The sequence below is a fragment of the Ensifer sp. R-19 genome, from assembly GCF_049905105.1.
Lineage (GTDB): Bacteria > Pseudomonadota > Alphaproteobacteria > Rhizobiales > Rhizobiaceae > Ensifer.
In genome coordinates, this window is sequence record NZ_CP184569.1 from 1,552,333 (window position 1) to 1,564,238 (window position 11,906).

General features: G+C 60.7%; 11 protein-coding genes and 1 riboswitch. Of the genes, 6 read left to right on the forward strand and 5 right to left on the reverse strand.

Annotation, left to right across the window (positions count from 1 at the left end; translation table 11 throughout):
* Positions 1 to 8: 8 nt before the first annotated feature.
* The 3 genes from ACN9MO_RS07600 to ACN9MO_RS07610 are packed head-to-tail and all read left to right on the forward strand — an operon-like array spanning position 9 to position 6,885.
* Positions 9 to 3,860 (forward strand): GH36-type glycosyl hydrolase domain-containing protein, encoded by a 3,852-nt coding sequence (locus ACN9MO_RS07600; protein ID WP_113132340.1) that lies wholly within the window; start codon positions 9 to 11, stop codon positions 3,858 to 3,860.
* Positions 3,861 to 3,862: 2 nt separating this feature from the next.
* A complete protein-coding gene (locus ACN9MO_RS07605) occupies positions 3,863 to 5,182 on the forward strand; it encodes a glucoamylase family protein (RefSeq protein ID WP_057250250.1) in 1,320 nt (439 codons plus the stop codon).
* A gap of 26 nt (positions 5,183 to 5,208) precedes the next feature.
* On the forward strand, positions 5,209 to 6,885 hold the full coding sequence (locus ACN9MO_RS07610; protein ID WP_057250248.1) for an ABC transporter ATP-binding protein/permease: 1,677 nt from the start codon (positions 5,209 to 5,211) through the stop codon (positions 6,883 to 6,885).
* A gap of 175 nt (positions 6,886 to 7,060) precedes the next feature.
* Here the strand turns inward: ACN9MO_RS07610 and ACN9MO_RS07615 are convergent, their stop codons facing one another.
* Both ACN9MO_RS07615 and ACN9MO_RS07620 read right to left on the reverse strand, forming a co-directional pair.
* Positions 7,061 to 7,186 (reverse strand): hypothetical protein, encoded by a 126-nt coding sequence (locus tag ACN9MO_RS07615; protein WP_255571446.1) that lies wholly within the window; start codon positions 7,184 to 7,186, stop codon positions 7,061 to 7,063.
* 217 nt (positions 7,187 to 7,403) lie between these two features.
* On the reverse strand, positions 7,404 to 7,646 hold the full coding sequence (locus ACN9MO_RS07620; protein WP_057250349.1) for a hypothetical protein: 243 nt from the start codon (positions 7,644 to 7,646) through the stop codon (positions 7,404 to 7,406).
* A 270-nt stretch (positions 7,647 to 7,916) separates the two neighbouring features.
* Between ACN9MO_RS07620 and ACN9MO_RS07625 the strand changes: the two genes are divergently transcribed.
* Together ACN9MO_RS07625 and ACN9MO_RS07630 are read left to right on the forward strand one after the other, a co-directional pair.
* Positions 7,917 to 8,837, forward strand: coding sequence for a DnaJ C-terminal domain-containing protein (locus ACN9MO_RS07625; RefSeq protein ID WP_057250246.1), 921 nt, complete (start codon positions 7,917 to 7,919; stop codon positions 8,835 to 8,837).
* Positions 8,834 to 9,148, forward strand: a complete 315-nt coding sequence (locus ACN9MO_RS07630; protein WP_057250244.1) for a chaperone modulator CbpM — start codon at positions 8,834 to 8,836, stop codon at positions 9,146 to 9,148. The genes ACN9MO_RS07625 and ACN9MO_RS07630 overlap by 4 nt, the downstream gene beginning before the upstream one ends.
* Here the strand turns inward: ACN9MO_RS07630 and ACN9MO_RS07635 are convergent.
* Positions 9,112 to 9,573, reverse strand: coding sequence for a nuclear transport factor 2 family protein (locus ACN9MO_RS07635; protein ID WP_057250242.1), 462 nt, complete (start codon positions 9,571 to 9,573; stop codon positions 9,112 to 9,114). The genes ACN9MO_RS07630 and ACN9MO_RS07635 overlap by 37 nt on opposite strands.
* A gap of 209 nt (positions 9,574 to 9,782) precedes the next feature.
* Between ACN9MO_RS07635 and ACN9MO_RS07640 the strand changes: the two genes are divergently transcribed.
* A complete protein-coding gene (locus ACN9MO_RS07640) occupies positions 9,783 to 10,139 on the forward strand; it encodes a hypothetical protein (RefSeq protein WP_057250240.1) in 357 nt (118 codons plus the stop codon).
* 22 nt (positions 10,140 to 10,161) lie between these two features.
* Here the strand turns inward: ACN9MO_RS07640 and ACN9MO_RS07645 are convergent, their stop codons facing one another.
* Together ACN9MO_RS07645 and ACN9MO_RS07650 are read right to left on the reverse strand one after the other, a co-directional pair.
* Complete coding sequence (locus ACN9MO_RS07645; RefSeq protein WP_057250238.1) at positions 10,162 to 11,148, reverse strand: DUF1775 domain-containing protein; 987 nt, start codon at positions 11,146 to 11,148, stop codon at positions 10,162 to 10,164.
* A gap of 96 nt (positions 11,149 to 11,244) precedes the next feature.
* Entirely contained in the window at positions 11,245 to 11,634 is a 390-nt protein-coding gene (locus ACN9MO_RS07650; protein WP_057250347.1) for a hypothetical protein, read from the reverse strand.
* Between the two features lie 162 nt (positions 11,635 to 11,796).
* Positions 11,797 to 11,884: riboswitch (glycine riboswitch) on the forward strand.
* The last annotated feature ends 22 nt before the right edge of the window (positions 11,885 to 11,906 follow it).

Sequence of the window (11,906 nt, forward strand, 5' to 3'; positions counted from 1 at the left end):
TCGGTCTGATGGTCCGGCCAGTTGGCAAGGTTGACGTCAGTGCGACACATCAGGCAGGCGTGCCTCCTGACACGATCCTGCTTTCGAATGGGCACTACAACGTGCTTCTGACCGAGGCCGGCGCCGGGTATGAAACCTGGCACGGCCTCGATATCACGCGTTGGCGTGAGGACGGCACACGCGATTGCTGGGGCCAGTTCTGCTACATCCGCGACCTTGAGAGCGGTGAGGTCTGGTCGATTGGCCGGCAGCCGATCTGCCATCCGGATGCGATCTACGAACACACGTTTCGCGGCGATCGTGCCGAGTACCGCTGTTTGCTCGGAGACATCGATATTCGATGGGACGTGTCGGTCGCACTGGATTGCGATGCCGAGGTGCGTTTGCTGAAACTCTGCAACAAGGGTAAGAAAGCGAGAAAGCTTGAGCTGACAAGCTATTCCGAAGTCTGCCTGAATGGCCGAAGCGCCGATAGCGCACATCCGGCATTTGCCAAGCTTTTCATCGAAACCTGGTTCGACACCGAAACAACCGCTTTGTTCGCGCGGCGCCGGCCGCGCAGTGCATCGGAGCGCCCCGTCTGGGCGGTGCACGTGTCTGCGTCAAGCCGCCAGGGCCATGCGGTGGAATATGAAACGGACCGCTACAGATTTCTTGGCCGGCGGCGGACGGCGTCAAACCCTGACGCCCTGGCGCCGGGGAGCCGTCTATCAGGGACGACGGGTCCCGTGCTCGACCCTATCTTCAGCCTGCGCCGGACAGTCGATCTGGAACCCTCCGGAGCGGAAGTGATCGCGTTCGTAACGGGCGCAGCCGATAGTGATGTAGACGCTGCCGCAATAGCAAGACGCTTCGCCAATATCGACGCCGCGCGCCAAACGTTGGTGGATGCCGAGAAAAACAATGAAGGCCCGCCCCGGTCACCCTCTCCTCAAGAGTTGGCCGTCTACAATCGGCTCGTAGCACATCTGGCATTTTCTGTTCCCGGCTTAAGGGAAGGCAGCACGCCCGACACGAGGCGGCTGAACCGCGACGACTTGGGATCGGCGGGACTATCGGGAGCCATCCCAATTCTCCTGCTGCGTATCGACAAAACAGGCGAGGACTCTCTCGTCGACAATGTCATCAAGGCCCACGCATTCCTTGCCAGTCGCGGATTTCCCTTCGATCTCGCGGTCCTCGATGAAAGGGAAGCCAGCGAAAGCTTGCAGTTGAGCGCCAAGGCGACGGCCCATGTGGAGCAAACCCTCGGCAAAGCCGGGGGTATTCATTTCCCACCGAGGGCCAGTGTTTCGGCCAGTGCAGAAAATGCGATCACGGCCGCCGCGCGCCTCGTCCTTTGCTGCAGTCAAGGATCCCTTTCAGATCAACTTTCGGCGAGATCGGCCACCACTTTTCCGACGCTGAACGAGACCAGGACGAATGTTTCCGCCGCGCACGAAAGGCGTCACGAGGCACCACGAGATGGCCTGCTTTTTTGGAATGGCCGTGGAGGGTTTACCAAAGACGGGCGCGAATATGTGATCGGAGCGGATGCGACGCCAACGCCGTGGTGTAACGTCCTTGCCAATAGCGCGTTTGGCTGCCTGACGAGCGACAGCGGTCTTGGGTACACTTGGGCGGGCAACAGCCAACTGAACAGGCTCACGCCCTGGTCTAACGACCCGGTCTCGGACCCGCCGAGTGAAGTTATCTACTTGCGCGATGAGCAGACGGCGGAGCTATGGACGCCGACGCCTTTGCCTCTCGGCCAGACATCGACGACGAGGACGAAGCATGGTCAAGGTTACACGTGCTACGAAAGCAGTCGCGGACCATTGCATCATGAAATGACTGTCCACGTGCCGGCCTCGGGAGCGATCAAGGTTGTCCGCCTTGCTATTCGCAACGACGGAAAACGACTTCGCCGCCTTACCGCCACCTACTTCGTTGAATGGGTCCTCGGCACGCTGCGCGAAAGCGCATGCTCCCGGGTTGAATGCGAATTTGACAGCGAGATCGGTGCTATCGTTGCCCGGAACGTCTGGGAAGGGGATTTTTCCGGAACGCTCGCATTCGCCGCCTCAAGCGCGCCTGTCCGATCGTTCACATGCGATCGGCGCGCGTTCCTCGGCAGAAACGGTTTCATCGCTCAGCCGGTGGGATTGGAAGGCTTCGATCTCGGGGGACAAACCGGTTCTCTGCTCGACCCCTGCGCAGCCCTCATGGTCAGCGTTTCAATCCCGCCGGCGGTGACCGTCGAGCTGGTATTCGTGCTCGGGCAGGCCGAAAGCCGCGAGGAAATGCGCAGGCTCGTCCGCGAACATGCCGAACCGAGGGGCGCCAGGAACGCGCTGGCAGCCGTTTCACAACAGTGGGATCATTTGCTGAACGCCGTCACGGTCCGAACGCCAGATACGGCCTTCAACCTCATGATGAACCGCTGGTTGCTCTATCAGGTGTTGGCTTGCCGTATCTGGGCGCGAACAGGGTTCTACCAATCCGGCGGCGCCTATGGATTTCGCGACCAGCTCCAGGACGTCGCAGCCCTCGTCCATTGCGCGCCCGATGAAGCGCGAACGCACATCCTTCGCGCTGCCTCGCGCCAGTTTGCCGAGGGAGACGTTCAACATTGGTGGCATCCGCCATCGGGTGCCGGCGTGCGCACACGCATGACGGATGACCTCTACTTTCTGCCCTACGTCGTCCATCACTATGTATCGGTCTCCGGAGACTACGGGGTCCTCAGCGAACAGGTTCCTTTCATCGTCTCGCCGCCTCTAGAGGACGAGGAGGAGGAGCGCTACGAGGTGCCTCCGGCCAGCCAGGAGAGCGGGACCGTCTATGAGCACTGCTGTCTGGCACTTGACCGAGGTTTGCGGCTAGGCAGCCACGGGCTTCCGCTTATGGGAACGGGCGATTGGAACGACGGCATGAACCGGGTCGGCGCGGAAGGCAAAGGCGAGAGCGTATGGAACGGATGGTTCTTTCTGACCGTCCTTGGATCCTTTGCCGCCATCGCATCGGCGATGGCAGATGACGAACGGGCCAAATGGTGCAAGGAGCGCGCCGAGACCCTGCGCATATCCCTGGAGACCCACGCCTGGGATGGCGCCTGGTATCGCCGTGCCTACTTCGACGATGGCACTCCCCTCGGGTCCCAGTCGAACTACGAGTGTCAGATCGACGCGATCCCGCAGGCCTGGGCAGTTATCTCGGGTGCTGCAGATGCCGAGCGCGCCGCGCAGGCAATGCGCGCGGTTTGGGAGCGGCTCGTTCGTACCGACAGCGGCTTGATACAGCTTTTCGATCCGCCGTTCGACAAGGGCGCGCTGCAGCCCGGCTACATAAAGGGCTATGTGCCCGGAATTCGGGAGAATGGCGGCCAGTACACCCACGCGGCCACGTGGGTGGCGCTGGCGACAGCATTGCTGGGGGATGGCGATCGGGCGTTTCAGCTCTGGAGCATGCTCAATCCCATCAACCATGCCCTGTCACCCAAAGACACCGACCGCTACATGGTCGAGCCATATGTTGTCAGCGCCGACGTCTATGGCGCCGCTCCTCACACCGGCCGCGGTGGCTGGACCTGGTATACGGGATCGGCGGGCTGGCTGTACCGCGTTGGTCTTGAGGCCATTCTCGGCATTCGCCGTCAGGGGCCCCGGCTTTTTGTCGAGCCGTGCATTCCCACCGGGTGGTCGACATACGATGTTGATTTTCGGCATGGGAGATCAACATACCGTATCAAGGTGAGCCGAGATTCCAAACGAGGACAGAAGCACTATTCGCTGAGCCTTGATGGCAGGAAGGTCGCTGACCGAAGTGTTCCACTCGTGGACGACGGACGAGATCACGACGTCCGCCTCGTGGTGGCCTAGCCATGTCGGGATTGTTGTCGACAGATCCCGAACTGAACCGGATGCCGACCGAGCAGGATCTTGCCCGGCTCCAGTTCACGACGCTTCTGTACTATCTGCATTGCACCAATCCCGATAACGGCCTGGTGCGCGACAAGACACAGGAAGATGCACCCGCAAGTATTGCGGCGATCGGTATGGCGCTCGCGACGATACCCGTGCTTATCGAGCGGGGCATTGTCATTCGCAAGTTCGCCGCAAAGATCGCGCGTCGACGGCTGCAGTTTCTTCTGCAATGTCCGCAGGGGCCGGAGCCGGACGCTTCCGGCTACAAAGGCTTCTTCTATCACTTCCTGGATATCGAGACCGGCAGGCGCGTTTGGGAATGCGAGCTGTCGACGATCGATTCCGCCTTCCTTTTCGCTGGTGCACTGACGGTGGCCGCCTATTTTGATGGCGATACGCCGGATGAAATTGAAATTCGACGGTCGGCAAATGCGCTCTATGAGCGTGCCGACTGGAACTGGGCCTGCGATCATGGACTTACGCTGACCCATGGCTGGCGTCCGGAGAACGGCTTCATTCCCTATCGCTGGCGCGGCTACGACGAGGGCCTGCTTCTCTACATACTCGGTCTCGGCTCGCCGACCCATCCGCTGCCGGCGGAAGCCTATGCCGCCTATACCGAAAGCTACGACTGGCGGAACCTTTATGGTCGCGAGCTGCTCTATTCGGGCCCTCTCTTCACCCACCAGCTCTCGCATATGTGGATCGATTTCCGTGGGATCCGTGACGAGTTCATGCGCGAGCACAACAGCGACTATTTCCAGAACAGCCGGCACGCGACATTCGTCCAGCAGGAATATGCCATCCGCAATCCGCAGAATTTCGTCGGCTACGGCGAGCATTGCTGGGGCTTCACGGCGAGCGACGGTCCGGGTTGGACCAAGCGTACCGTGAACGGCAGCGAAAGGGAGTTTTTCGATTATCTCGCCCGCGGCGCGCCCTTCGGCCCGGATGACGGAACCGTGTCGCCCTGGGCCGTCGTCGCCTCGCTGCCGTTCGCGCCGGAGATCGTCATCCCGACAATCTGGAACTGCGCCCGCATGAAGCTCGGCATGACCAGGCTTTACGGCTTCAAGCCATCGTTCAACCGAAGCTTTCCGGTGGAAGGAACCGAAGCCGGTTGGTGGGTCAGCCCCTACCACTTCGGCATCGACCAGGGCCCGGTCGTCCTGATGATCGAGAACTACCGAACAGGCTTGCTGTGGAACATCATGCGCCGGTGCGCGCCTGTGGTGGTGGGATTGAGGCGTGCAGGTTTTTCCGGCGGCTGGCTCTGAGGGCCAAACCAACAAAAGGTACTCAGATGGACAGCCAGCCAGTACCGATCAGAACGACCGCATTTCGTTTCGCAAGAGCTGTCCGATTTTTCCTGACATCCGAAGTCGGCGGCAGGGCCAGGTGGATGTTTGCCGGGCTCATGGCTCTGCTCTTCGGCTTGAATGGCCTCAACGTGGTGAACAATTACGTCGGCCGCAATTTCATGACTGCGATCGCCGAGCGCCAGATGGATGAGTTCGTTCGGCAAGCGGTCTTTTACGTCTGCGTCTTTGCCGTCCTCACCGTTGTCGGCGTCATCGCGCGCTTTGTCGAAGAACGGCTGGCGCTGCTTTGGCGCGGGTTCCTGACGAGACGCGCCGTCGATCTCTATCTGGAGAATGAGGCCTACTATCGCCTGGAGGTCTCAGGGACGCTGAGCCACCCGGACCAGCGGATATCCGAAGACATCCAGGCATTCACGGTCACCACCCTCTCCTACATCATCATGTTGTTCAGCAGTACACTGACGGTGGTGACGTTCTCAGGCGTGCTTTGGTCCATAAGTCCCCTGCTGTTTGTCGTAGCCGTGCTATATGCGGCTTGCGGCTCCTACATGACGATCGTTTTGGGGCGCCCTCTCATCGGCCTGAACTATGAGCGACTCGACAAGGAAGCGAGCTTCAGGTCCAGCCTCATGCATGTGCGCGAAAACGCTGAATCGGTGATGGTGGCCAGCGTTGAAGGCCAGCAAAAAACGCGATTGATGCAGCGCCTAGATGATCTGATCGCCAACATCCTCACCATTACCGCGGTCAACCGGAACCTGGCCTATTTTACGAGCGGCTACAATTGGATGATTCAGATCATCCCGGACTTGATCATTGCTCCGGCTTTCATGCGGGGGGAAATCGAATTCGGAGTGATCACCCAATCAGGCGCGGCCTTTGCCATGCTCGTGGGCGCGTTCTCCTTGATCGTTCGGCAATTCAATTCGATCTCAAATTTCGCTGCAGTGGTTTCCCGGCTGAGTTCCCTGCTCGAAGCCATTGAAAAGAGCCGAACAAGGGGTGGTGGGACCGGCATCGAACTGGTCAAGCAAGATGGCGATTTGGCCTTCGACCACGTGACGTTGGGCTCGGCTGGCGGCCACGCATTGCTACATGATCTGTCGGTAACGATCCCGCCGGGAACACCGGTGTTGATATCGGGATCGCATGGGGCTGCAGGTGCAGCGCTCTTCAGGGCAACCGCCGGAATTCCGACCGCCGGCGCCGGGCGGATCCTGCGCCCGAACGACCTGATGTTTCTTCCGCAGCGCCCATATCTGCCGCCGGGGTCGCTTCGGCAAATTCTTCTGCCTCCGGATAACCCGGGCGATGCCTCCGACAGTCAAATGCTCGAGGTCGTGCGCAGCGTTGGCCTCGACGGCCTTGTTCACGACGCGCTCGGGCTCGAGAAGGAACAGGACCGGGAGATGTCCTTAGGCGAGCAACAGCTCCTGGCTGTCGCCAAGGTGCTTCTCGCCAGACCGCGATATGTCTTTCTTGACCGGCTTGAAGCAACCCTCGGTCATGAAACGTTTCGGAAGGTGCTGAACCTGCTCTCCAAGAACGCGATTACCTGCATCAACAATGGCGAAGAAGGCGACGCGCGTGATCTCTACGAAGCCGTGCTGGATTGTCAGGAGGATGGCCGTTGGACATGGACCCATCGCCGAGCATGACCGCTTCGCCTCGCACCGCACTCCTTGCTCGGGACGACATCAAGCGCGATGCAGGGGCGGCCAAAGCCTGTCACTTTGGGCCCGGCGGCCGCTGGCCCACCAGACTAGCCGAGCCTTTTCCCTCTGGCGAAGGCGCGCTCGCGGCAGCCAAGTGATCGATGGAAAACGACCGCTGTTACCGGGGGGCGACGATGCCCTGGTAGTAATCGCCGTCACCGCCAACATAGTGCGTGCCACCGCCGCCGGTCTGCGAGCAGGCGGCCAGAGTGACGAGTGCGAACAGCAATACGATCGTTCTCATGAAGTCGGTTCCTTTCGGGCCTTAACAGCGGCTATGTCCTTGAGTCTAGTGGATATATAAGGATTAGCCTACAGGACAAGGGGCATCTGGCCGGTGGTATAGCAAAACGCTTGATCGTTGAAGATGTAATTTGTACCGGCGACCACTTGGCCGCTCGCGCATCCAGAATCTCCATGAATTTGTGTAAATCTTGGTCAATGATCGATGAGCGCGCGGGCTAGATCGGCTGCTGCTTGTTCCCCTGCTCCCGCTCCTGCCAGTATCTGAGGCGAAGCCGCGGCGCCATGAACCAGGCGACGAACGGCGTCGTGACAAAACAGGCGACGACCAGGGCCGGGATCGAATACTTCGCGTTGTCGGCGAGAACCGGGATCGACAAAACCGTTACGATGCCGATCCCGAACAGGATGGCATTGATCATCAGGCCGACCATGATGGCGAGTTGCAGGCGGACGGACATTTCGACCTCCCCGAGCTTCGAGGCAACGTTGCACCCCAAAGAAAACTTCCCGGCGTTGATTGTATCAGAGATCGCGAATTCGCGAAATGGTCGAAGGTGCAGAGCCGCAACCGGCCGCGCCGGCGACAATGCGTCACGCATGGTGCGCCGCCCCTGTCGCGCGCGAAAATCCGCCCTATGCTCTTAGGCGAGTGATTGAAGACGCATGATCGCAACGCACGCAGAGCGTCGGCGATGCGACCTCAATCGATGCCGCCTGAGGGAGACCGCATGACGAGCCCATACGAAACGCTCGGCGTCAGCCGCGAAGCGACACAAAAGGACATCCAGAGCGCCTATCGCAAGCTCGCCAAGAAATTGCACCCGGATCTTAACCCGGGAGACAAAGGAGCGGAGGACCGCTTCAAGGCTGTTTCGGCGGCCTACGCCCTCCTCAGTGACGAGGAGAAACGCGGCAAATACGATCGCGGCGAAATTGACGAGACGGGTGCGGAGACTGCACCCCGCCACTACTACCGCGACTATGCCTCGTCTGGAGATACGGCGGGACGCTACGAGAGCGCACATGGCTTTTCGGATTTCGCGGATGCGGACGATATATTCTCGAGTTTCTTTTCCCGTCGCAGCGGCGGCCAGCAGCAACGCCAGCGCGGCCGTGATCAGCACTTTTCCATGGAGATCGGCTTTCTCGACGCGGCCAACGGCACCAAGACCGAGATCAGCCTGCCGGGCGGCGGACCGGCGCTTGATCTCACCATCCCGCCCGGCACGCGCGACGGCCAGACGCTGCGGCTGCGTGGCAAGGGCGAACCCGGGTTCAACGGTGCGCCGGCCGGCGACGCGCTGATCGATATCCGCGTCAGGCCGCATCCTCTTTTTGCAACCGATGGTGACGACGTTCGCTACGAGGTGCCGATCTCACTGAGTGAAGCGGTGCTCGGCGGCAAGATCCGGGTTCCGACGATCGACGGGGCGGTCAATGTCACGATCCCGCCGCACTCCAACACCGGCAAGACATTGCGTTTGAAGGGCAAGGGCCTGCACAAGTCCGGCGGCGGCCATGGCGATGCCTATGTCAGCCTGAAGATCGTGCTGCCGCAGACCCCCGATCCGGCGCTATCCGCCTTCGTTGAAAGCTGGGCAGACGGAAAGACGGAAGACCCGCGCAAAGGCATGGGAGGGCAAGCATGAACGACCGCGAATTCTGCGAACACCTCGACATCGAGGTGAAGGTCTTGCGCATCTGGATCGAACAGCGTTGGCTGATGCCGCGCGAGGCCGACTCCGGCTGGCTTTTCGAAGACGCCGACCTCGCCCGCGCCCGTCTGATCCAGGATCTGACAGGTCCAATGGGCGTCAACGACGACGGCGTTGATGTCGCCATGCGGCTGCTCGACCAGATCCACGGCCTGCGCAGCCGCCTCGCCGTGTTGATGAACGCCATCCGATCCCAGGAACCGGAAGTTCAAAGGCTCATCCTGTCCAGAGTTGAGGACGAATAGTCTCTGTCCCGCGCGTCCAGTAGCCCGATCGTTTCGGCGACGAACAAGGTGTCAACGAACTCCGTCAGATCGACGATCCACCCGTCACGGAACGTGAACTTGTCGATGATTTCGGTCCGTTGACGGGTTTGCGATGGAATGAAGCAAACGACGCCGGCGCGGTGGACGACGATAGTATCGCCGTCAGCGTAAGCGCCAACCATCTCCATCTCGCTCAGGTCCCAGTTCTCAACGAGGGCCTGGAAACTGCTGCGCACCGTTTCCGGCGTGTTGACCCCGAGCGCCATCGTGCCGAGCCTGCCGTTTCCGACGATGCGGAAGCTGAAGTCTGGATCGAGTTGCGCCATCATGGTGTCGAGGTCGTTGACGTTGCGGGCAAGGTAGAGGGCCCGAATCCTGGTTTCCAACACGCTTCGCTCGGTCATTTGAAGCCTCCCCGTTTCTATCTGGGCGAGTGTGCGCGAACTTTAGTGATATCGCAAGTACAGGTTCGCGCTTCGGGATTCGTTCACCGCAAGTGCCACGAATCTGGCTGTCGTTAGGATTTTATTAAAAGGCAGGTGCTGGCTTTTACACGCCTGCAAGTGGAGTTGAGCGACAAGAAAGGATTGAACGACGGGAAAGCAGGAAAGACGTGACACAGGTCGTCACAGTATCCGCGACGACAGCGGCTTATGCAGCGGAAGCGCTGAAGCCGTCTGCACGCGTGCGGGGTGACGGTCCGACCGACGAAGCGATCACGCTGCTTTCGATCCGGCGCGCCGAGGAGCCCGCACTGACGCCGGTCTCGATCCCCAAGACCAAGGGCGCCCTGCCCCTCTCCTTCATGCTCATGAGCGCCGATGGCCGGTTGCCGGAACGTTCGGAAGCCGAAGCGCTGCGCCGCTATCTCGAATTCATGCGCGATGACGACGACGGATCCGAGAGCCGCGAAAACGAAGGCCGGCAGGATGAACCGGCCGGCCAAGAGGATGAAAGCGACGCCGCCTGAGGCGAGCGTCGCAATATCTCAATCAGTGATGCTTGTGGCCGCCGGCCGCCTCGCCGCCCTTGGCCGAGCCAACCGGGAATGCCGCATCGACCTTGCCAGCCTTTTCGAAGACGAGCGTGACGGGAACGGCATCACCTTCCTTGAACGGCGTCTTCACGTCCATGAACATCAGATGCAGGCCGCCGGCCTTGAGCTCGACCGTTTCACCGGCCGGTACTGCAACGCCGTCATCGAGCTTGCGCATCTTCATCACGTCGTTTTCCATTTTCATCTCGTGGATCTCGACGCGAGCAGCCGCGGGGCTTTCGACGGCCACGAGCCGATCCTCGCCTGCCCCGCCATTCCTGATCGTCAGGAAGCCGCCGCCGACCTTGGCGCCCGGCAACATGGCCTTAACCGAGCCGCCTGATATCTCGAGGTCGCCAAGTTTCGCTGCCCCGTCGGCAGCAGCCATGTGCCCGCCATGGCCGGCATGAGGATCGGCAGCGTCGGCCATGGTTACCGTCACGGTCGGCGCCGGGCTCTTCAGGTCATGCGCGTTCTGGCCTTCGGCAGCAACCTGATCCCAGACGACCTTGCCTTCGGTTCCGCAAAGCTGCGTGGTCGGGAACGCAAGCACGGTTTCCTTGTCGAAGCCCGAGAGTTTGCCGCGTACGACAAAGGTGTCGTAGTAGTCGTCCGAGAGGTTGCCGCCCTTCCAGCGGATTTCCACCGGGCCGGACGAGACCTTCTCGCCATGATTGTCATAGGTTTTCTGGTAATCGCCCTTGATCACCTCGAGCTCCCAGCCGGGCTTCGGCTGCGGCTTGGCGAAGACGAAGCCTTCGGGCAGCTTGATCTGCACTTCCGTCGTCGGCTTGCCGTCGCAGCCGTGTGGCACCTGCAGCACCGCCTTGAAGGTGCTCTCCACCGGCGCCGTGTCGTTTTCGAAGGTGGCGTGCGCGTGGGCAATGCCGCTTGCGGCAAGGGTAAGGCCGAGCGAAAGCGAAGCCAGTCTGGTCGTGTTCATGTCGTAATCTCCTGACCACGCGCGGGCCTTTGCCCGGTTTCCGGTGGTCCAAGCCGCTTGAAGGCGGCGAATTGTAGTGGGAATGCGAGAGGAGGATTACGAATGCGCAGGCGGCCCGCGCGAAGGCGGCAGCAAGCGCAGATGCTGATGGGGCGTGGCGTTCTCAGCGAGAACCGGCGATAACTGCCATTCGCCGGCACCGGCGCGAACGCTCTCGGTCGGCGGAACTGGCAGGAGGATCGAACCTGAGAGCCGGCAGGCTTCGCAAACCGGGGCCATGGATTGGCCCTTGCCGCTCTGGTGGTCGACGCCGTTCATGCCGAAGCAGATTTCGGCGATCGAACCGTCAGGCAGCTGATAGGCGGCGATCTCGTCCGGCGTCAGCGTTTTGGCGATGAGCGGCTTGTGGGCAAAGGTCAGAAACACGAGCGCGAATACGGCGATCAGCCGCACTGCTATCCCGAATTTGCCTTCGCGCCCTGTCATGGTCATCCCCGGTATTTCACTTGGGTTATCCTCAACCGGAGAAGAATGCAAAGACAGAATTGCCGCACCCGCCTTGGCTGCGTCTTTTGGTCGTGCGACAAAAATGTGTTTCACCGCGACACCGCCCCCTTGCCAAGCTCCCGCCTTCGCCGTTATCTGGAGACGATCTTGTTGGGAGAAGCCGGTTCAAACCGGTGCCGAAGGAGCAACCGCCCCGGAAACTCTCAGGCCAAAGGACCAGCAAGGTGCCGGTAGGACTCTGGAGAGAAGCG

Bases quoted from the DNA above. Each gene is read 5' to 3' on its own strand.
- ACN9MO_RS07600 (WP_113132340.1), top strand. From the start codon at position 9: ATGGTCCGGCCAGTTGGCAAGGTTGACGTCAGTGCGACACATCAGGCA.
- ACN9MO_RS07605 (WP_057250250.1), top strand. From the start codon at position 3,863: ATGTCGGGATTGTTGTCGACAGATCCCGAACTGAACCGGATGCCGACC.
- ACN9MO_RS07610 (WP_057250248.1), top strand. From the start codon at position 5,209: ATGGACAGCCAGCCAGTACCGATCAGAACGACCGCATTTCGTTTCGCA.
- ACN9MO_RS07615 (WP_255571446.1), bottom strand. From the start codon at position 7,186: ATGAGAACGATCGTATTGCTGTTCGCACTCGTCACTCTGGCCGCCTGC.
- ACN9MO_RS07620 (WP_057250349.1), bottom strand. From the start codon at position 7,646: ATGTCCGTCCGCCTGCAACTCGCCATCATGGTCGGCCTGATGATCAAT.
- ACN9MO_RS07625 (WP_057250246.1), top strand. From the start codon at position 7,917: ATGACGAGCCCATACGAAACGCTCGGCGTCAGCCGCGAAGCGACACAA.
- ACN9MO_RS07630 (WP_057250244.1), top strand. From the start codon at position 8,834: ATGAACGACCGCGAATTCTGCGAACACCTCGACATCGAGGTGAAGGTC.
- ACN9MO_RS07635 (WP_057250242.1), bottom strand. From the start codon at position 9,573: ATGACCGAGCGAAGCGTGTTGGAAACCAGGATTCGGGCCCTCTACCTT.
- ACN9MO_RS07645 (WP_057250238.1), bottom strand. From the start codon at position 11,148: ATGAACACGACCAGACTGGCTTCGCTTTCGCTCGGCCTTACCCTTGCC.
- ACN9MO_RS07650 (WP_057250347.1), bottom strand. From the start codon at position 11,634: ATGACAGGGCGCGAAGGCAAATTCGGGATAGCAGTGCGGCTGATCGCC.